Annotated in this window: 19 protein-coding genes and 1 pseudogene; 5 read left to right on the plus strand and 15 right to left on the minus strand. The window is 74.2% G+C overall.

From position 1 onward, the window contains the following. The first annotated feature begins 34 nt into the window (after window positions 1-34). Entirely contained in the window at window positions 35-1,237 is a 1,203-nt protein-coding gene (locus tag PSD17_RS26630; RefSeq protein WP_339125047.1) for a serine hydrolase domain-containing protein, read from the plus strand. Window positions 1,238-1,240: 3 nt separating this feature from the next. Here the strand turns inward: PSD17_RS26630 and PSD17_RS26635 are convergent. The 5 genes and pseudogenes from PSD17_RS26635 to PSD17_RS26655 form a co-directional block, all read right to left on the minus strand. Beyond that, window positions 1,241-1,627: pseudogene (locus PSD17_RS26635) on the minus strand (mycothiol transferase); the annotation flags it as partial. 86 nt (window positions 1,628-1,713) lie between these two features. Beyond that, the gene (locus tag PSD17_RS26640; RefSeq protein WP_013677947.1) at window positions 1,714-2,700 is read right to left on the minus strand and encodes a phosphotransferase; all 987 of its coding nucleotides are present in this window, start codon (window positions 2,698-2,700) and stop codon (window positions 1,714-1,716) included. A gap of 18 nt (window positions 2,701-2,718) precedes the next feature. Continuing rightward, window positions 2,719-4,095, minus strand: coding sequence for a phenylacetate--CoA ligase family protein (locus tag PSD17_RS26645; RefSeq protein WP_339125048.1), 1,377 nt, complete (start codon window positions 4,093-4,095; stop codon window positions 2,719-2,721). Between the two features lie 47 nt (window positions 4,096-4,142). Continuing rightward, complete coding sequence (locus PSD17_RS26650; protein WP_339125049.1) at window positions 4,143-5,144, minus strand: cation diffusion facilitator family transporter; 1,002 nt, start codon at window positions 5,142-5,144, stop codon at window positions 4,143-4,145. A gap of 36 nt (window positions 5,145-5,180) precedes the next feature. Then, a complete protein-coding gene (locus PSD17_RS26655) occupies window positions 5,181-7,004 on the minus strand; it encodes a glycoside hydrolase family 15 protein (protein ID WP_013677944.1) in 1,824 nt (607 codons plus the stop codon). 102 nt (window positions 7,005-7,106) lie between these two features. On the opposite strand from PSD17_RS26655, the gene PSD17_RS26660 reads away from it, so the two are divergent. Next, window positions 7,107-7,679, plus strand: coding sequence for a QsdR family transcriptional regulator (locus PSD17_RS26660; protein WP_339125050.1), 573 nt, complete (start codon window positions 7,107-7,109; stop codon window positions 7,677-7,679). 108 nt (window positions 7,680-7,787) lie between these two features. Beyond that, window positions 7,788-9,290: a carboxylesterase/lipase family protein gene (locus PSD17_RS26665; RefSeq protein WP_013677942.1), complete on the plus strand. Its 1,503-nt coding sequence runs from the start codon at window positions 7,788-7,790 to the stop codon at window positions 9,288-9,290. A gap of 21 nt (window positions 9,291-9,311) precedes the next feature. Here the strand turns inward: PSD17_RS26665 and PSD17_RS26670 are convergent, their stop codons facing one another. The 4 genes from PSD17_RS26670 to PSD17_RS26685 all read right to left on the minus strand — a co-directional run bounded on the left by PSD17_RS26670 (window position 9,312) and on the right by PSD17_RS26685 (window position 12,922). Beyond that, on the minus strand, window positions 9,312-10,043 hold the full coding sequence (locus PSD17_RS26670) for an FAD-binding oxidoreductase (protein ID WP_339125051.1): 732 nt from the start codon (window positions 10,041-10,043) through the stop codon (window positions 9,312-9,314). Beyond that, window positions 10,033-10,641, minus strand: coding sequence for a sulfite oxidase-like oxidoreductase (locus PSD17_RS26675; protein ID WP_339125052.1), 609 nt, complete (start codon window positions 10,639-10,641; stop codon window positions 10,033-10,035). The genes PSD17_RS26670 and PSD17_RS26675 overlap by 11 nt, the downstream gene beginning before the upstream one ends. 103 nt (window positions 10,642-10,744) lie before the next feature. After that, on the minus strand, window positions 10,745-11,566 hold the full coding sequence (locus PSD17_RS26680; protein ID WP_339125053.1) for a polysaccharide deacetylase family protein: 822 nt from the start codon (window positions 11,564-11,566) through the stop codon (window positions 10,745-10,747). Window positions 11,567-11,662: 96 nt separating this feature from the next. After that, on the minus strand, window positions 11,663-12,922 hold the full coding sequence (locus tag PSD17_RS26685) for a cytochrome P450 (protein WP_339125054.1): 1,260 nt from the start codon (window positions 12,920-12,922) through the stop codon (window positions 11,663-11,665). A gap of 120 nt (window positions 12,923-13,042) precedes the next feature. On the opposite strand from PSD17_RS26685, the gene PSD17_RS26690 reads away from it, so the two are divergent. Further along, entirely contained in the window at window positions 13,043-13,822 is a 780-nt protein-coding gene (locus PSD17_RS26690) for an alpha/beta fold hydrolase (protein WP_339125055.1), read from the plus strand. On the opposite strand, the gene PSD17_RS26695 is transcribed toward PSD17_RS26690, so the two are convergent. From PSD17_RS26695 to PSD17_RS26715, 5 genes are all read right to left on the minus strand, one after another. After that, window positions 13,819-14,076, minus strand: coding sequence for a hypothetical protein (locus tag PSD17_RS26695; protein ID WP_339125056.1), 258 nt, complete (start codon window positions 14,074-14,076; stop codon window positions 13,819-13,821). The genes PSD17_RS26690 and PSD17_RS26695 overlap by 4 nt on opposite strands. A 43-nt stretch (window positions 14,077-14,119) precedes the next feature. After that, window positions 14,120-15,394, minus strand: a complete 1,275-nt coding sequence (locus PSD17_RS26700) for an aminotransferase family protein (protein ID WP_339125057.1) — start codon at window positions 15,392-15,394, stop codon at window positions 14,120-14,122. 112 nt (window positions 15,395-15,506) lie between these two features. Next, a complete protein-coding gene (locus PSD17_RS26705; protein ID WP_339125058.1) occupies window positions 15,507-16,724 on the minus strand; it encodes a cytochrome P450 in 1,218 nt (405 codons plus the stop codon). Then, on the minus strand, window positions 16,721-17,437 hold the full coding sequence (locus tag PSD17_RS26710) for a VC0807 family protein (RefSeq protein WP_339125059.1): 717 nt from the start codon (window positions 17,435-17,437) through the stop codon (window positions 16,721-16,723). The genes PSD17_RS26705 and PSD17_RS26710 overlap by 4 nt, the downstream gene beginning before the upstream one ends. A gap of 140 nt (window positions 17,438-17,577) precedes the next feature. Beyond that, a complete protein-coding gene (locus tag PSD17_RS26715; protein WP_339125060.1) occupies window positions 17,578-18,855 on the minus strand; it encodes a cation:proton antiporter in 1,278 nt (425 codons plus the stop codon). 76 nt (window positions 18,856-18,931) lie between these two features. Between PSD17_RS26715 and PSD17_RS26720 the strand changes: the two genes are divergently transcribed. After that, complete coding sequence (locus PSD17_RS26720; protein WP_013677923.1) at window positions 18,932-19,387, plus strand: flavodoxin family protein; 456 nt, start codon at window positions 18,932-18,934, stop codon at window positions 19,385-19,387. A gap of 1 nt (window position 19,388) precedes the next feature. On the opposite strand, the gene PSD17_RS26725 is transcribed toward PSD17_RS26720, so the two are convergent. Beyond that, window positions 19,389-19,913: a hypothetical protein gene (locus PSD17_RS26725; RefSeq protein WP_339125061.1), complete on the minus strand. Its 525-nt coding sequence runs from the start codon at window positions 19,911-19,913 to the stop codon at window positions 19,389-19,391. Window positions 19,914-19,917: the final 4 nt, after the last annotated feature.

Below are 19,917 nucleotides of genomic sequence, written 5' to 3' on the forward strand. Positions count from 1 at the left end.
TAGCTTCAACCATATATTCTGCACTATCTTGCTGGTGCTCCCATCCATCGGCAAGGAGGCCGCAGTGAGTTCTGCTTCGACGAGTTCCGCTTCGATCGACCAGGTGCTCTCCGACGCCGTCGCCGGCGGCGCGGTTCCGCAGGCGGTGGCACTCGTGGTCGGCCGGGACGGTGTGCTCTACGAGGGCGCCGCGGGGCCGGCGGCCGCGGGGGCCGAACGGCCCGCCACGCCGGACTCCATGTTCCGCATCGCGTCGATGACCAAGATCGTCGCGACCGTCGCCGCACTGCAGCTCGCCGAGCGCGGTGACCTCGACCTCGACGCGCCCGTCGAGAAGTACCTGCCGCAGTTCGCCGACGTCCGGGTCCTCACGGGGTTCGACGGCGACACCCCGACGCTGCGGCCCCCGGCGTCGTCCGCCACGGTCCGCCAGCTCGTCACCCACACCGCGGGGTTCGGCTACTGGTTCTGGAACGCCGACGTGCACCGCTGGGAGGAGGTCACCGGCACCCCGAACGTGCTCGCGGGCGACCGGGCGATCTTCTCCGCGCCGATGGTCGCGGACCCGGGGACCCGCTTCGAGTACGGCATCAACACCGACTGGCTCGGGGAGGTCGTCGAGGCGGTCAGCGGGCAGCCGCTGAACGACTACCTCGCCGCGCACGTGTTCGAGCCGCTGGGCATGCGGAGCGCGACGTTCGCCCCGACCGCGCAGGCCCGGAAGGACCTGGTCGCGGTGCACGTCCCGACCGACGACGGGTGGGCGGCCACCGAGATCGACTGGTCGCCCACCCCGCAGTGGTGGGCCGGCGGCCACGGCATCTACTGCACCCCGCGCGACTACGCGCGCTTCCAGCAGATGCTGCTCAACCGCGGATCGCTCGACGGGGCGACGATCCTGAACCCGGAGACCGTCGGCAACGCGTTCCGCAACCAGATCGGCGACCTCGACTTCCCCGTGCACATCCCGACCGCCGAACCGGAGACCTCGGGCCCGTGGAACGGTCCGGCGGGTCTGAAGTGGGGGCTGGGGCTGCTGCTCAACACCGCCCAGGCCCCCGGCATGCGGGCGCCCTACAGCGGCGCCTGGGCCGGAGTGTTCAACACCCACTTCTGGGTCGACCCCACGACGGGCGTCAGCGGGGCGATCTACAGCCAGTTCCTCCCGTTCATCACCGACGCCGCGCTCGGCGTGTACGCGGACTTCGAGCGCGCGGTCTACGCCGAGTTCGGCTGACGGCCGGCCGGCGGGGGTGCGCCGGGCGGGTTTTCGTGCCCGCTCGGCGCAGCCGTCGAGTATCCGGTTGGCGCGGTCGACGGTGTCCCGGTAACGGGCGACGACCTCGGCGACGGTGTCCTGCGGGTCAGCCCGGAACGTCGCCGCCCAGCTCGCGACCTGCGCACCGAGGAACGTCGCCGCCTCGACGGCGGTCAGGTGGGTGAGCAGGCCGAGCAGGTTGGTGCCCGACGGCACGCCTGCGGTGCGGACCTGCGGCTCGGGGGCGTCCTCGACCTTCGCGGCGACACCGGCGCGGAGGTGGTCGAGGAAGCCGCGGAGGACCTCGGCCTCGGTGTTCCCGGTCCGGGGTGGCGGCGTGTCGCGTCGACGGCCGGAGGTGGCGGGCATGGCGACTCCCTTCGCGGGTCAGGTCCTACCGGACGCGACGGCGCCGCGCCCCGGTCGTTGCCGGAACGGCACGCCGCGGCGGTCGCTCATCCGGACCGCGCGTCGTCGTGGGCGGCGGCGAACCGCTCGATCGTGGCCAGGCAGACGTCGTCGGGCTGGAACGTGCCCGCGGCCCAGGTCTGCAACCAGGAGCCGAGGCCGAAGGCCGGGGTGCGCCGATAACGCGACCAGGCGTCGGCCGGGCGGTGGCCCAGCGCGTCGAGGTAGCCCTCCAGCAGGGCCCGCTCGTGCTCGCGCCGGTCGTCGACGCACAGGCTCGACGTGACGAAGTAGCCGACGTCGTGGACCCAGCTGCCCGAGCGGACGAGCTGCCAGTCGTAGAAACCGACGCCGGTCCCGACGCCGTAGGTGTTGCCGGGGTGGGGATCGCCGTGCAGCAGCGTCTGCGGGCCGGTCGACGCGGTGCGCGCCCAGGCCCGGAAGTCCCGGTCGAGATCGGCCGCGCCGACGCGGAGCCGGTGCCCGGCGCGCCGCAGCTTCAGCAGCGCGTGCACGAAGCCGCCGCGGACGACGGGCGCCCAGGCCGGGCCGAGCCGCCACGGTCGCGCGAAGGCCGGCAGCCGGGCGTCCCAGTAGGCCGCGTGCAGTCCGGCCAGTTCGCGCAGGCCGGCGGCCACCTGCTCGACGCCCAGCGGTACGAGCGCACTGTGGGGGCGGCCGCCGCGCAGGGTCACGTCCTCCATGACGACGACGGTCGCGAGCCGGCGGCGGTCGGCGGCCGCGGCGTGGAACGCGGGGTGTTCGAGCGGCAGCCGGGTCCCGTGGCGGACGAGGTCGGTCTCGGCCTCGCGGGCACCGAGGGCGGTCAGCGCGAGGCGGCCCAGCACGCGGCCCTCGCGCTTGACGAAGACCCGCGGCGGGCCGGGTCCGTCGGCGTACGACACCTCGACGAGGGCCCGGGAGTTCGTGCCGTGGACGACGTCCCCGACCCGGGTCCGGGTGACGGGCCTGCCCAGCGCGGCACTCATCCACGACGGGGTGAGGTCGGACCAGGCCCGTGGCGCCGTCAGCACGACCGGATCATCGCGCGCTCACCCGGGCAGTGCGACGAAGCGGCGGAGCTTGCCCGTCGCGGCGTGCCGCGGGATCCGTCCGACGGTCTCGACCCGGATGGCCGCGTCGGCCAGCCCGTGCGGCGCCACCGACGTGACCAGCGCGGCGGTGACGGCGTCGACGTCGGGGGTGCCGACGACGAGCACCTCCGCGCCGTCCGGCGTCTGCCGGACCTGGTACTCGGCGATCGCGGGGTCGGTCCCCAGCACGTAGCGGAACGCCGCGGCCGGGACGGTGGCGCCCGTCGGGTAGTGGAAGTCGTCGTCGCGGCGACCGGCGATCGAGGCGACCCGTGGCATCGCGCTCCCGCACGGGCACGGTCCCGGCAGCAGGGTGACCTCGTCGCCCAGGTCGTAGCGCAGGAACGGGAAGGTGCGCCCGGCGAGCCCGGTCGCGAGCGTGCGGACCGCGGGCTCGTCGGGGCCGACCGGGTGGCCGTCGGCGTCGACACGTTCGAGGATCACCTCGTCGGCACAGATGTGCAGGCCCTCGCCCTCCCCACAGCCGACGGCCTGGACCCCGATCTCCGTCGAGCCCCACAGGTTGTGCACGGGCACGCCCCAGGCGGCGGTGATGGCATCGCGGTCCTCGTCGCTCAGCGGCTCGGAGTTGGTGCTCACCCGGGTGGGTGCGACGTCGAGCCTGCCCGCGGTCACCTCGCGCGCCAGGCGTCCGATCACCGACGCGTACCCGACGAGCTGGGTCGGCCGGGCGTCGGCCACGGCGGCGCGTACCTCGTCGAAGGGGGCCGCCGCGGGGATCACCACCGTCCGCATCGCGTCGTCGGTCGCGACGTCGAAGAGCGGGGTGCTGGCGTGCGGCGGCCCGCCGGCCTCCAGCACCCCCAGCACCGACGGGCCCGACGGGCCGGAGCGGCGCGCGCCGCGCACCTGCCACCGCCAGGCCAGGCACGCCAGCGTGACGAACTGGTCCCAGTCCCAGACGTAGACGCCGCGGACGCCGGTCGAGCCGCCGGAGCTGAACACCTGCAGGCCGTCGGGGCCGTAGGAGAACCACTGCTGCGAGGCCAGCACGGCCTCGGCCCCGGCCCGGTCGACGCGCGGTGCGGTGACGATCGCGTCCCATCGGTCCTGGGCGTCGCTCTTGAGCATCGGGGGGATCCGGACGAGGTCCTCGACCGTGGCGGTGGCGGGGTCCACTGTGGTCAGCCGTGCCGCGTGGAACGGCGAACGCTCGCGGGCGAAGGCGAGCAGGGAGCGCAGCCGCTGGGTCCGGTAGCGCTCGATGCGTTCCAGGGGCCAGTCCGCTCGTGCGACGTGGTCCTCCAGCGCGGCCCGGACGGCGGCGAGGTGGGCGCCGCGCAGCCGCTCGTAGGCCGCCTTCGGGTCGGACATCGGCCCAGTGTGGACCGGTGGCGCGGCCCGGTCGAGGGTGCGGGACCTCAGCCGGTGCCCTCGCCCTGGCCCGTCGGGACCGGCCGGTGGGCGGGGCCGTGCGCCTCCTCGCAGTGGTCGGACTCGTCGTGCGCGCCGTTCTCGTGGTCGACCTGGAGCGTGGTGTGCCGCAGCCCGTGCCGGCTCCGCAGCACCTCCTCGATGTCGCTCTGGACGCGGTGGCAGTCCTCGTCGTGGCGGACGAGGACGTGCGCGGACAGCGCGGCCTCACCGGAGGTGATCTCCCACAGGTGCAGGTCGTGCACCTCGGCGACGCCCGGGACGGCGACCAGCTCGGCGCCGAGGGCCTCGGGGTCGGTCCCGCGCGGGGCGGCCTCCAGGAAGATGCGGCCGGACTCGCGGACGAGGCCCCAGCCCGCCTTGACCATCAGCGCCGCGACGACCAGCGCGGCGATGGCGTCGGCCCGGGTGAACCCGGTGGTCACGAGGACGACGCCGGCTATGGCCGTCGCGACGAAGGCGAAGAGGTCGTTGAGGATGTGCTGGAAGGCGCCCTCGACGTTGAGCGAGGTGCGGTTCGCGCGGCTGATGCACCAGGTCGCGGCCAGGTTCACGACGATGCCGACCAGCGCGGTGATCAGGACGAGCCCGCCCTCGACCTGCGGTGGGTCGACGAGCCGGCTGATGCCCTCGTATCCGAACCAGACGGCGAGCAGCAGCAGCGTGATGCCGTTGGCCTGGGCGGAGAGGATCTCGATGCGCCGCAGGCCGTAGGTGTACCCGCCGGTGGCCGGCCGGGCGGCGAGCCGGATGGCGATGAGCGCCAGCACGATCGCGGCGGCGTCGGTCAGCATGTGCGCCGAGTCGGACAGCAGCGCCAGCGAGCCCGCGACGAGCCCGATCACGAACTCCGCGACCATGAACGCCGAGATGAGGACCAGCGCGAACGTGAGCCAACGCCGGTCGGTGGCGGCGGACACGCCGTGCCCGTGCCCGTGGCCGTGCCCGTGTCCGGTGGCGGCGCCGGCCGGCTCGCGCAGTGCTCCCACGCCCCGGAACTTATAGTGTTATGCGCATAAGTGCAATCAGCGTCGGCGGTCGAGCGCCTCGTCGAGGGTGACCGCCGCGTCGATCAGGGCGAGGTGGGTGAACGCCTGCGGGAAGTTGCCGATCTGCTCGCCGGTCAGCGCGATCTCCTCGGAGAACAGGCCCACGTGGTTGGCGTAGGTCAGCATCTTCTCGAACGCGAGCTGCGCGTCGTCGAGCCGACCCGCCCGGGCCAGCGCGTCGACGTACATGAACGAGCACAGCGAAAACGTGCCCTCCGAGCCGCGCAGACCGTCGGGGGAGGCGGCCGGGTCGTAGCGGTACACGAGGCTGTCGGTGACCAGCTCCTGCTCCATCGCGGCGAGGGTGGAGTGCCACATCGGGTCGGTGGGCACCACGAACCCGACCGTCGCCATCCGCAGCAGCGACGAGTCGAGGACCTTGTCGTCGTAGTGCTGGACGAAGGCCCGCCGCTCCTCGTCGAAGCCGCGGGTCATGATCTGGTCGTAGATCGCGTCCCTGGCCGCCGTCCAGCCCGCGACGTCGGCGGGCCGGCCGCGTTCGCCGGCCATCCGGATGCCGCGGTCGAACGCCACCCAGCTCATCAGCCGGCCGTACGTGAAGTCCTTGCGCCCGCCGCGGGTCTCCCAGATGCCCTCCTCCGGCTGGTCCCAGTTGCGGGCCAGCCAGTCGAGCACCCCGCCGATCTGTTTCCAGCCGCGGTGCCCGTAGGCGATGCCGCGCCGGTCGGCGAAGGAGATGCTGTCGAGCGCCTCGCCGTAGATGTCGAGCTGCAGTTGGTCGGCGGCGCCGTTGCCGATGCGCACCGGCCGTGAGCCGCGATGGCCCGACCAGTGCGGCAGCTCCTCCTCGGAGAGGTCGGACGTGCCGTCGACGCGGTACATGATCTTGAGCGGCGAGCCCGAGTCGCCCGCCTCGCCGACCCGTTCGCGCAGCCAGCCGACGAACTGCGCCGCCTCCCCGGTGAAGCCCATCTTGAGCAGCGCGTACACGCTGAACGACGCGTCGCGCACCCACGTGTAGCGGTAGTCCCAGTTGCGCTCGCCGCCGAGCTGCTCGGGCAGCGCCGCGGTCGGCGCCGCGACGAGCGCACCCGTCGGCCGGTAGGTCATCAGCTTGAGGGTGATCGCGGACCGGCCGAGCATCTCCCGCCAGCGGCCCCGGTAGGTGGAGCGGCCCAGCCAGGTCCGCCAGAACCCGACGGTCTCGTCGAACAGCTGTCGCAGTTCGGCGACCCGCATGTCCCGCGGCGGCCCGGACGCGCCCGCCTCCAGCACCATCCCGCGCAGATCACCCGCCTTGAGGTCGACGCGCACCTGCAGGTCGCCGTCGTCGACCGCGACATGCCCGAGCTCCGGGTCGCCGGGCTCGCGCACGCCGTGCAGCGTGAGCGTGAGGTCGTCGGTGGCGAACACCGCGCCGTGGTCGTTGAGGTGCAGTGCGTGCCGGGCCCGCCCGTAGTCGAACCGCGGTGCGATGTCGACGTCGAACGACACCTCGCCGCGCACGCACCGCAGCATCCGCACGATGCGGTGGTGGCCGGTGACGTCAGGGCCGGCGGGCGGCATGAAGTCGACGACCTCGCTGACGCCGCCCTCGGAGATGAACCGGGTGATCAGCACGGCCGTGTCCGGGTGGTACATCTGCTTGGACTGATAGACCGCCCGGCTCGGACGGATCCGGAAGTGGCCGCCCTTCGCGTCGTCGAGCAGAGCCCCGAACACCGACGGGGAGTCGAACCGAGGGCAGCAGAACCAGTCGATGGACCCGTCGGTGCTGACCAGGGCCGCCGTGTGCAGGTCCCCGATGAGACCGTGCTCGGCGATCGCCGCCTCGACCATCGTCGTCCCCCTCGCTCGTCCGGCCGTGATCAGCTTTTCAGTCGCCGCAGCCCGGCGCCAGGCCCCGTCGACCGGGCCGCGACGGCCGGGCACGATGTCGCCATGACGGGGACGGCCGAGGGGGTCACCGCGGCGGTCCGGCTGGCGCGCCGGGCCTTCGTGGCCGGTGAGCGCATCGACCTCAACCGGCTCTCCGCCGAACTGGGGGTCGACCGGACGACGCTGTTCCGCTGGGTCGGCAACCGCGACCAGCTGATCGGCACGGTGCTGATCTCGCTGGCCGACCCCACCCTGCGGGGGGTCGCCGAACGGACCGGCGGGTGCGGCCCCGAGCGCGTCGGGAGGATCATGGGCGAGTTCTCCCGCGCCGTGATCGAGGCGCCGTACTACCGCGCGTTCCTGCGTCGCGAGACCGAGCGTGCGCTCAGGCTGATCACCACCCGGGCCGGGCCGGTGCAGCGCCACGTCGTCGAGGCGGTCCGGGAGCTCGTCCGGGCCGAGCTCGCGCGCAGCGACCGGGTGCCGACGATGCCGCTGCCCGACCTGGCCTACCTGGTGACCCGCATCGCCGAGTCGTTCATCTACACCGACCTGATCAGCGGCGAGGATCCGGACGCGGACAAGGCGGAGGCGGCCGTCACGGCGTTGCTGCGTGGGGCCTCCCGGCCGCGGTGAGGGTCGGGCGGCGCCGCCGCTGCCGCCATCCGGCCGTTGACAGCCGTTCCGCGCGGGGCCACGGTGGGAGTGCAACATTTCGCCGATCTGTGGCAAAGGAGCCGACAGATGACGGAGCACCCGCGAGTGACGATCCGGTCCGGTGCCGTCGAGGGCCGGTGGCGCGACGGGGTCGCCGCGTTCCTGGGCATCCCCTACGCCGCGCCGCCGTTCGGGGCGAACCGGATGGCCCCGCCGCGGCCGGTCGAGGCGTGGGACGGGACGCGCGACGCGGGCCGGATGGGCCCGACCGTGCCCAAGGGCGACTACCCGCCGCAGTACCAACCGCTGTTCCCCGAGGTCGTCGTCCCGGGTGAGGACTGCCTGAACGTCAACGTCTGGACCCCCGATCCCGGCGCGGCCGGGCTGCCGGTCCTGGTCTGGATCCACGGCGGCTCGTTCATGAACGGGTCCAACTCCGTCGCCGAGTACGACGGGACGGCGTTCGCCCGCGACGGCGTCGTCTGCGTCGCGGTGAACTACCGGCTCGCCGCGGAGGGCTTCCTGTTCCTCGACGACTCCGCCGAGGCCGGGGTCGCGAACCTCGGCCTGCAGGACCAGGTCGCGGCGCTGGAATGGGTGCGCGACAACATCTCGGCGTTCGGCGGCGACCCGGACCGGGTGACCGTCGCGGGGGAGTCGGCGGGCGCGATGAGCGTGACGACGCTGACGGCGATGCCCTCGGCACGGGGCCTGTTCGGCCGCGCGATCACGCAGTCCGGTGCCTGGGCGCACACGCTCACCCCGGAGCTGGGTCGCACCGTCGGCAGGCTGCTCGCCGAGGCGCTCGGCGTGCCGGCGACCCGCGAGGCGATCGCCGCGGTCCCGCTGCCGCGGCTCGTGCAGGTGGCATCGGACCTGGTCGTCGAGGTGCAGACGGCACCCGATCCGCAGAAGTGGGGCAGCATCGCGATGAGCCTGCTGCCGTTCGCCCCGGTCGTCGACGGCACGCTGCTCCCGGAGCATCCGCTGGAGGCCGCCCGCGCCGGCCGGACCGCGCCCGTCGACCTGCTGACCGGATGGAACCGCGACGAGGCCCGCCTGTTCCTGGTGGCCGCGGGCACGATCGACCTGGTCGACGAACCGACGCTGCTCGGGGGCGCCGCCGCCTACGGCCTCGGCCCCGACGGGGTGGCCGCGTATCGCGAGGCCCGACCGGGGGCGAGCCCCGGCGACCTCATGGCGGCCCTGGTCACCGACTGGTTCTTCGGGGTCCCGGCACTGCGCTACGCCGAGGCGCGGGTCACCGCCGGCACCGGCACGAGCTGGGTCTACCGGTTCGACCACCCGGAACCGGGCGTCAACGGCGGGCTCGGCGCCTGCCACGGCGTGGAGATCCCCTTCGTGTTCGGCACGGCCGACCACGAGAGCACGCGCACGCGGATCGGCCCGCCGTCCGCCGCCGTCACCGAGGCCGCGCACGGCGCCTGGACGGCGTTCGTGACGCGCGGCAATCCCGGCTGGGACGCCTACGACCTCGACCGGCGCATCACCGGGCTGATCGCCGAGAAGGCGCAGGGCGTGCCGGACCCGAACCGGTCGGACCGGCTGCTGTGGGAGGGCGTGCGGTAACCCGGCCGCGTCGCTGCCGGGTCAGCCCGGCGCGACGCCCGCGCCGAACCGCTCGACCCGGATCGTCGACGCCGGCTGACCGCCCACCGCCAGGTGCGTCTCCATCGCGAGGGTGAACCGCGTGGAGCCGCACAGGTAGACGGTCGCGCCGGGGTCGACCAGCGCGCCGAGCACCGCCGCGTCGAGCCGGGTCGGCCCGGGCGGCAGGTCGTTCACCCGGGTGAGCGCGACGAGCGCCTTCGCGGCGCGCAGCTCGTCGACGTAGGGCAGCTCGGCCGCGGACCGGGCCGTCACAGCCAGCGACAGCAGCTCGGGACGGCCGATCTCGTGGGCGTGCCGCAGCATCGACACCAGCGGCGCGACCCCGCTGCCGCCGCCGATGCCGAGCGCCCGGCTCCGCCCGTCCCACACGAACCAGCGCCCGATCGGGCCGCGGGTCTCGAGCAGGTCCCCCGGCTCGACGACGTCGGCAAGGAACGTCGAGACCTCCCCGTCGGGGATGCGCTCCACGTAGAGCTCGACCAGGTCCTCCGACGGCGCCGAGACCACCGAGTACGACCGGCTCGCGGTGTAGCCGTCCTCGGCGCGCAGCCGCAGCACGTAGTGCTGGCCGGGCCGGTGCGGGATCCGGTCCGGGACGTCGAGGCGCAGCACCACGCCGCGGTCGCCGTGGTGGGTCACGTCGACGACGCGGGCGTCGCGCCACCGGGTCGCCCGCGCGGCCGCGGCTCTGGTCAGGTCGTCAGTCACCATCGAAACGCTGCTCCAGCCAGGGGTCACCGCGCATGTGGTAGCCGTTGCGCTCCCAGAACCCCGGCTCGTCGGAGTCCCGCAGGGTGATCCGGCTGATCCACTTCGCGGACTTCCAGAAGTACAGGTGCGGGACGATCAACCGCACCGGGCCGCCGTGCTCCCGGGCCAGCGGTGCGCCCTCGTGCTCCCAGACCACCCAGGCCTTCTCGTCGACGACGTCGGCGAGCGGGAGGTTCGTGGTGTAACCGGTCGACGAGGTCACCATGACGTGGGTGGCCGTCGGCAGCGGGCGCGCCGCGTCGAGCAGCACGTCGACCGGCACGCCGGTGAACCACGTGTCGAGCTTCGACCACGTCGTCACACAGTGGATGTCGCCGCGCCAGGTCGATGCGGGCAGCGCGCGCAGCTGCGCCCAGTCCCACGTGACCTGTTCCTCGACCGCCCCGTCGACGGTGAGCCGGAACCGGTCCGTGCCGATGCTCGGCGTGGACTCCGCGGTCAGCACCGGCCACGAGGAGCCGACGTCGTACTGGCCCGGTGGCAGCCGGGGGTCGCGCGCCGAGGCCCGTCGTCCGACGAACCCCCTCGTGACGGCCATGATCCACCTCGCAGTCGTCGCGTCGTCGGGGTGAGCCTACGGCCCGCCCGGGTCCCGGTGGCGGTCCCGCGCAGACGGTACCGGGCAGGGCGGGTGTCGGGCGTCAGCCCGTGGCGCGGCTCGTCCCGAACATCTCGTCGAGGGTCACCGGGGTGAGCCGCCGCTGCCGGATCAGGTCGGTGACCTGGTCGAACAGTCCCAGGATCGTCGGGTGGTTGGCATGCCCGAGGTTGATGACCCCGGGCTGGAGGTACTTGCGCGCCATGCCCATCAGGAACTCGGGGGTGACCGTCTCCGAGTCCGAGAAGGAGCCGTCCCACAGCACGGTGCGGGTGTAGCCGAGCTCGCCCGCGAGGGCGTCGATCGCCGGGGTGCGGAACCCGAAGGGCGGCCGGTAGTAGGGCCGGGTCGTGACGCCGAAGGTGGTGACGACCCAGTCGTCGTTGCGCTCGAGCTCGGTGCGCCGGTCCGCGTCGCCGAGCTTGCGCAGGTCGCGGTGGGTGAACGTGTGGTTGATGATCTGCACCTGACCGGTGGCGACGAGCGGGCGCAGGACGGGCGCGTGCGGGGCCCACGAGCGGTTGTAGGTGCCGTTGGGGCTGAACGTGAGGTGGATGCCGGTGCGCTGGGCGAAGTCCACGTAGCCCGCGACGACGTCGGGTGCGGTCCCGTCGTCGACGGTGAGCGCGATGCGCCGGTCGGTCGCGCCCGTCGGGCCGTGGCTGAGGACCTGGTTCGGCCCGGGGTGCGGCCCCGGGACGGGTGGCAGCGGCGGGACCGCGGCCGGCGCGCCCGGCGTGGGACCGGGAGTGTCGCCGGGATGGCCGCAGCCCGACAGCAGCGCCGCCGTCCCGACGGCGAGCATCAGCAACGAGCGGCGGTCGACGGTGCGGCGCAGCAGGGGCGACCCGGGGCGCCTCGGCACGTCCGAACCCTCTTGCGGCAGCACCGGCCGACCGTAGCCCCCGGCACCGGCACCGGGTGTCGGCCGGGTGGCCGAACGGGAAGCGCGGTGGCGGTGTCAGGCGGTGGCCGCCCAGCGCAGTGGGACGTGGGTGAAGCCGTTGATGAAGTTCGACGTCAGGTGCGTGGGCGCCCCGTCGAGCTCGACCTGGGGGAGCCGCCGCAGGAGCTCGGTGAAGAAGATCCGCATCTGCAGCCGGCCGAAGTACGCGCCGAGGCACTGGTGCGGGCCCTGCCCGAAGGCGAGGTGGTTGTTCGGCGTGCGTCCGACGTCGAAGCGGTGCGGCTCGGGGAACTCGCGTTCGTCGTAGTGCGCGGAGGCGTGGTAGACGACGACCTTGTCGCCCGCCCGGATCGGCACGCCCCCCAGCTCGGTGTCGGCGACGGCCGTGCGGCGGAACGTCAGCACCGGCGGGTGCCAGCGCAGCATCTCCTCGACCGCGGTCGGCAGCAGCCCCGGATCGGCGCGCAGCCGCGCGTACTCGTCGGGGTGCTCGCACAACGCGACGACGCCGCCCGGCAACGCGCTGCGGACGGTGTCGTTGCCCGCGATGACCAGCAGGAAGAAGAACATCTGGAGCTCGGGCTCGCTGAGCGTCCGGCCGTCGACCTCGGCCTCGACCAGTGCGGTCATGACGTCGGGTCCGGGCTCCGCGCGCTTGCGTTCGGCCAGCTCGAGGGCATAGGCGAACATGTCCGCGAGCATCGCCGGTGACCGCGGGTTGATCGGGCGCCCGGCCTCGTCGCGCACGACCTGCGCGTGCTCGGGGTCCTGGTAGCCGATGACCCGGTTCGTCCACTGCAGCAGCAGCGGCTCGTCGGCGGCCGGGACGCCGAGCAGGTCGGCGAGGTTGGCCAGCGGGAACCCGTCGGTGACGTCGCGCGGGAGGTCACAGCGACCAGTCCCGGCGACGGCGTCGATCAGCCGTCCGGCCCGCTCGGCGATGCGGGTCGCGGACTCCTCGAGGCGCCGCCGGGTGAAGGCGCCCGCGACGAGGCTGCGCAGGCGCATGTGCTCCGGCGCGTCCATGTTGAGGATCATCCGTCGGATGAAGTCGAGATCGGCGCCCTCGGGATCGCGGATCTGCGTCGCGCCGGCCCACGAGGAGAAGACCGCGGGCGTCCGCAGCACGTGCCTGACGTCGGCGTGCCGGGTGACCGCCCAGAACCCCGGGCCGGCCGGCCAGTCGCCGACGGGGTGCTCGTCCTGCCAGGACACGGGCTCGTGGTCGCGCAGGTGGGCGAGCTGCGCGTGCGGCAGGCCACGCGCGAAGACGTGCGGGTCGAAGACGTTCACGGCGGACGGTGACGCGGGCATCGAGCTTCTCCTGCGGGTCAGGTGCCGATGCCACCCAGGATCGCCCGCTCCGGCGGGCCGGCGCCACGGCGTAGTGTCCGTGATCGCCCGGCGCGCACCGGCCGGCGACGAGGAGGTCCCGTGGAACCCGGCCGACTCGTCCTCGACCGCGGCGGTGAGGGCCCCGACCTCCTGCTGTTCCTGCACGGCCTGGGTGCGTCCGGCGCCGTCTGGGACCCGATGCTGGGCGACGCCCGCGCGACGGCGCGGGGTCTCGACCGCTGGGACGGGACGTGGGCGGTGCCCGACCTGCGCGGCCACGGACGCTCGCCGCACGGGCCGCCGTACAGCGTCGGCGTGCACGTCGCCGACGTGGCGACGGTGGTCGCGGAGACCGGCGCCGAGAGCGTCACCGTCGTGGGCCACTCGTTCGGCGGGGTGCTCGGCGCCGTGCTCGCGAGCGAGGTGTTCGGCCTGCCCGTCCGCGGGGTCCTGGCGGTGGGCGTCAAGCTCGACTGGACCGACGACGAGATCGCCGGCGGCCACAGGGTCGCGCAGCGGGACCGCCGCGTGTTCGCGACGCGGGCCGAGGCCGCCGGGCAGGCCCTGAGGTTCGCGGGTCTGCAGGGCCTGCTCGACCCCGGCGACCCGCGGGCGCAGCAGGACGTCGTCGAGGTGCCGGGCGGGTTCGCCGCGGCGGTCGACCCGAGGACCTTCTCCGTCGTGGGCGCCGACGTCCGCGCGCTGATGGCACTGTGCCGCGCACCGCTGCGCCTCGCCGCGGGGTCGGCCGACCCCGGGACGTCGCTCGACGCGATGCGCCTCGTCGACCCGTCCGCGACGGTGATCGACGGCGCCGGCCACAACGCGCACTGGGAGCGGCCCGACGAGGTGTGGAGGCTGCTGGAGGGCATGTCCTAACCTGCCCGCCGGGTCCGTGCGCGCAGCCAGGACGTGGTCCCGGGCGCCAGCCCCCGCGACTTCGGGGTGTGCTCCACCGGCGTGACGACGAGAGCGGCGTCGTCGGGCAGGCACCACTTCACGGCGTGGTACACCGCCGAGAGGGACGCGGTGCTCTCGATCAGCAACAGTCCCGGCGCGACCGGGCGCGTCTCCTCCCACGGCCCGGTGAGGTCGGTGGGCGGCTGGGAGGTCCAGGCGAGGAAGACCGGCACGCAACCCGGTACCCGGTCCGGGCCGCGACGACGCCCGGCCGCGTCAGCCGCGTTCCTGCTCGGCGAGCACGTGGTCGATCGCGTCGACGAAGGCGACCAGCTCGTCGTCGGTGGTGATGAACGGCGGGCTGATCTGCAGGTTGTTGCCGCGCAGGGGCCGGGAGACGAACCCGAGGTCGAGCAGCGCGTCGGTGACGTCCTCGGCGCGGATCTCGTCGACGACGGTGACGCCGCCCAGGAAGCCACCGACCCGGACCTCGGCCACGCTCGGGCGGTTCGCGGCGAGCTGCGCGAGCCGGGTGTCGAGCAGCTGCTCGAGCTCGGCGGCGCGGGCGACCAGACCGTCCCGCTCCAGCACGTCGAGGTTGGCCTGCGCGACGGCGCACGCGGTGGCGTGGCCGGAGTAGGTGGCGCCGTAGCGGAAGGCCGGGGTGTCGGCGCCGTCGGCGTAGAACGGCTCCCAGATCCGCGGGGCGACGAGGACGCCGCCGAGCGGCGCGTAGCCCGACGTCACACCCTTGGCGAAGGTGACCAGGTCGGGCTGCAGGCCGTAGCGCTCGGCGGCGAACATCGTGCCGGTGCGGCCGAAGCCGGTGATGACCTCGTCGAGGACGAACAGGATGTCGTTGTCGCGGCACAGCTCCTGGACGGCCTCGAGGTAGCCCGGCGCGGGCGGGTTGACGCCGCCGGTGCCCTGGACGGGTTCGGTCACGAACGCGGCGATCGTGTCCGCCCCCAGCTCGGCGATCGTCTTGGCGAGGGCGTCGACGTCGTGCACCGGGACCCGGACGGTCTCCGGGACGAGCGACTCGGTGCCGTAGCCCTCCCGGTTGACCTCGATCCCGGCGATGCTGGTGCCGAAGGCGTGCAGGCCGTGGTAGGCGTGCTCGCGGCTGATGACGACGGTCTTGCCCGGCCGTCCCTCGCGCTGCCAGTGCCGGCGCGCGAGCTTGCACGCGACGTCGATCGCGTCGGACCCACCGGAGTTGAGGATGACCTTGGGGTCGGCGATCGGCGACAGCCCGGCGAGCCGTTCGCCGAGCGCGATCGCCTGGTCGTTCACGAACCGGGAGAAGACGTGGTAGGTCTCCAGCCGGAGCATCTGCTCGCGCGCGGCCTCGGCGAGGGCCGGGTGCCCGTGCCCGATGTTGGCGTACCAGAGCCCGGCGGTGCCGTCGAACAACCGGCGTCCGTCGACGGCGTGCAGGTAGGACCCGGCTGCGCGGTCGATCACGATCTGGCGCCCCAGCACCGACGGGAGATGGGCCTGGGCGGGCCAGAGGGCGGGTCCGTCGAGGACGGTGGGGGTGCGGGACACGATGTGTCGTCCTTTCACCGGGTGCGCGCGGTCGGAGCAGCTCCTGGTCGACCCTATGCGGACCGCCCCGTCCGGTCCCGGACCGGGCGCCGGGGACCGGGACGGGGCGTCGTCACCACCGCACGGGCAGGGCGTCGAATCCGCCGGTCAGCAGGTCGGTCCGCAGGGCGAGGTCGGCGGGGTCCACGGCGAGCGCGAGGCCGGGGAAGCGCCGCGGCAGTTCGGTGAACACCGCGGCCAGCTCGACGCGGGCCAGCGCGGCGCCGACGCAGTAGCGCGCGCCGTGCCCGAAGGCCAGGTGCAGGTTCGACGGGCGCGCCGCGTCGAAGCGGTCGGGCTCGTCGAACCGTGCCGGGTCGCGGTTCGCCGCACCGGGGGAGAGCAGGACGGCGTCGCCGGTCGCGATCCTCACCCCGCCGATCTCGATGTCGGCCTGGGCGTAGCGGGGCAGCCCGCCGCCGGCCGACGGCGCGGCGAGCCGCAGGATCTCCTCGACGGCGCCGCGGACGCGGCCCGGGTCGGCGGCCAGCGCCGACCATTGCCCGGGGTCGGTGAGCAGCAGGACCGTGCCGACGTCGATGCGGGTCACCGTCGTCTCATGGCCCGCGAACAGCAGGCCCGCGCCCAGCTGGGCGACGGCGGCGTCGCCGGACCCGTCGTCGCCGCGCGGGATCCGGAGGGCGAGGTCGCTGAGGACGTCCTCGCCCGGCTCGTGGCGTTTGCGGTCGACGATCTCGTGGATGTAGGCGACGAGCTCGCCCATCGCGCGGGCCGACGCCTCCCGGTCGGTCAGCCCGCCCGCACCCTCGGACGCCGCCCGGAACCGGTCGCGGTCGGCGTAGGGCACCCCGAGCAGCTCGCAGATGACGAGCACGGGCAGCGGCAGTGACAGCAGGGCGTGCAGATCGGCGGGGGAGCCGTGCGCGGCGAGGTCGTCGAGCAACGTCGTGACGAGCTGTTCGACTCCTGCGGTGAGGGCCTGCATCCGGCGGGCCGAGAACGCGGGCGCGAGCAACGCCCGCATCCGGGCGTGCTGTTCGTGCTCGTCGGCGGCGTCCCCGATCGAGCCCCCCAGCACGGCCGACCCGGAGATCCGCGCGGCCCGTTCCGGATCGGGGTGCGCGCGGCCCAGCCGGGGGTCGGCGAACAACACGCGGGCCTCCGCGTAGCCGGTGACCAGCCACGCGGGGTCGCCGGCCGTCGTCCGGACGGGGGTGATCGGCGCGGCGGCGCGCAGCTGCGCGTAGAGCGGGGCGACGTCGATGACGCTCTCGCGGGGAAAGGGCAGCCTGGGCAGCTCGGTGGTCGCGGCGGTGGCGAGGTCGGTCATCGGGTGCCTCCAGTGGTGGTGGCGGTGGTGGCGGGCAGGGCGGCGGGGCCGGCGCCGAGCCGGGCGGTGCGGCGGCGCAGGGTCCAGGCTGCGGTGGCGCCGAAGACGGCCAGCGACAGCGCCGTGCCGACGACCATCTGCGTCCCGGGGTCGAGCACCCACGCCAGCCCGATCCGCAGCGTCGCCTCCAGGACGCACGCGGCGCCCCACACCAGGGTGAGCGTCCGGAGGTACCGGCGGAAGCCGTGGTCGGCGGCCCACAGGACGTCGACGGCCGGCCCGCGCAGCCGTCGCGTCACGAGCAGCAGCAGCGGCCGGCCGACCGCGACCGAGCCGAGGAACGCCAGCCCGACCGTCGCGGTGATGATCGAGTCCTTGATCAGGAGGAACCGGGCGCTGTCGAAGACCAGCCCGCCCGCGAGGCCGACGACGATCGCCGCGAGCGACATGGCGTTGACCACGTCGAGGCGGCGCCGCCGGACGAACTCGATCACGATGCCCGCGAACGGGAACGCGGTGCCGTAGGCCAACGCGGGCAGCGGCGCGACGCCCATGGTCGTCAGCACCTCGTAGGAGACCAGCGGCCCGAGCACCCCCAGCAGGATCGTGGGCGAGCGGAGCGCGCGCCGGACCGCGCCGGTCCGGTCGGGCTCGGTGGGGCCACCCGGGTGCCGGGTCGTCGTGGCCGTGGGCGAGGACGTCGGTGAGGTCATCGTTGCCTCCGGGGCAGGGTCGGCGGGGCGCCGACCGGACCTCCGGAACGCTAGGCACGCAGGCCCGCCGGGTCGTCAACCCCGAGGTGGGTCCGCGGAGGTCAACCCGCGGGTGGAGACCGCGCGGGGGAGGGCGCCGGTCAGGTGCCGGTCCCGTCCTCGGGGGTGGAGGTCTCGGTCGGCAGCGCGTCGGCGGACGGGGCGGCGGACGTGCCGCCCGGCGCCGCGGGGGCGACGGGCGGGTAGCGGCGGGCGACCCAGCCCGTCGACAGCCCGTGCACGGCGACGCTCGCGACGATCGTCACGACGGTGACCGCCAACACCAGCTCGGCCTGTGGACCGTGCAGCTCGACGAACGCGAGCATGCCGAACACCAGCGTCGCGACGCCGCGCGGCCCGACCCAGCCGATCACGACCCGGTCGCGCCGGGCGATGTCCGTCCCGGTGAGCGACACCACCACCGGCGCGACGCGCAGCACCGTCAGCGCGAGCAGCGCGAAGACGACGACCTGCCACGTGATCGCGCCGCGGGCCAGCGTCTGGTTGACGATCGCGCCGAAGATGAACCACAGCGCGAGGGAGAGCAGCTCGCCGACGTCCTCGACGAGGTGCAGGGTGCCGGCCGGCAGCCGGCGCGCGGCGGGCTCGAACAGCACCCCGGCGACGAATGCGGCGACGAACCCGTTGCCGCCCAACTCCATCGCGGTGCCGTAGGCGAGCAGCGGCAGCGCGAGCACCCCGATCCGCAGCGCCGATCCCTGGGTCCAGCGGGCGTCGAGCGCGCGGCGCAGCAGCTGCGCGGCGACCCAGCCGACGGCGCCGCCGGCGACGACCGCGATGGCGAGCGAGGGGACGGCCTCGACGGCCGTCTCCGCGAGCGACTCCCCGCCCGCGGCGGTCGCGGCGGCCAGCGTGAACAGGAAGATCGGGGCGACGATGCCGTCGTTGAGCCCGCTCTCGACGTTGATCAGCGCCCGGATCCGCTCCGGCACCCGCTTGTCGCGCAGGAACGCCGCGGCGGGCGCGAGGTCGACGGGGGTGACGATCGTCGCCAGCACGGCGATCAGCCACAGCCCGCCGGAGCTACCGAACAGCGCGAGTCCCGCGAGCCAGGTCAGCAGCAGCGAGAGCGGCAGCGCGATCAGCAGGAGCCGCAGCGTCCGCCGGGGCTCGCGGCCGAGCACGCCGCCGGGGACCTCGGTGGCGTCGACGAACAGCAGGATCGCCAGGATCGCCTCGACGACGTGCTCGGCGGGCTGGAAGTCGACTTCGAAGATGAACACGGGGTCGGAGCCGGCGGTGAGCACGATGCCGCCGACGAGCATGGCCAGCGGCATCGTCACGCTGAACCGGGCGAGGCGCCCGGCGACCAGCGCCCACACGAGCAGGATCAGCATGATCACGACGAGCGCGAGCATCGGTCCCCCTGCAGCCGGTGTCAGTCCCGCCGGGGAGTCTCGCACCCGTGACGGGCCTGCTGGCAGCATCCGCGCCATGGCGCGGCTGCTGATCGTCCATCACACGCCCTCGCCCGCGACGGCCGAGCTGCTCGACGCCGTCGTGCGCGGGGCGGGCGACCCGGAGATCGAGGGTGTCGAGGTCGTCCGGCGGGCCGCGCTGGGTGCCACCGCGTCGGACCTGCTGGCGGCCGACGGCGTCGTGCTCGGCACCCCGGCCAACATCGGCTACATGTCCGGCGCGCTCAAGCACTTCTTCGACACCGTCTACTACGTGGTGGCCGACGACACGCGCGGCCTGCCCTACGGCCTCTACGTACACGGCAACCTGGGCGTGGAGGGTGCGGTCGGGGCCGTCGACACCATCGCGACGAGCCTGGGCTGGACGCGGGCGGCGGCGACGGTCGAGGTGACGGGCGCTCCGGACCGGGCCGCCCTCGACGCCTGCTACGAGCTCGGGGCGACCGTCGCGGCGACGGTCGCCCCCGGCTGAGTCACGGCCTCGCGGCGTCGGCCGGCACGCAGAAGAAGTCCTGGAACGGCGGCGTCGCTCCGGTGAGCGCGCGGCAGCTGCGGGCCACCCACCGGATGCGCGGGTCGGCGCTCGGGAACGCCAGCACCAGGTGGAACTCGCCCGCCGCGACGTCGGCGCGCTGCTGCTGCAGCGTCGGCGACGGGCCGGTGCCGGTGAAGCCGCCGATCGGCAGCACCTCGTCGCCGGTCGGGTGGGCGAACACGGACGCGACCGCCGACGACTGGACGGCCAGCAGCTCCGGCGCACCCTGCCGGCCCCGTTCGAGCGTCGGGAGCGTGCGGGCGATCTCGGCCGGGACGGTGACGAACAGCCCGTCGACGCCCGCCGCGGTGCGCGTCGACTCGAACGGGGTGTCGAAGGCACCCTGACCGCGCACGACGAGGACCACCGACGCGACGGCAGGCGCGGCCTGCGCGGAGACCGGCGCCGCCGCGAGCCCGCCCACCAGCAGCCGCGACGACGTGCGGCGCAGCACGGACGTCACCAGT

The sequence above is a fragment of the Pseudonocardia sp. D17 genome, from assembly GCF_036984265.1.
GTDB classification, from domain to species: domain Bacteria; phylum Actinomycetota; class Actinomycetes; order Mycobacteriales; family Pseudonocardiaceae; genus Pseudonocardia; species Pseudonocardia benzenivorans.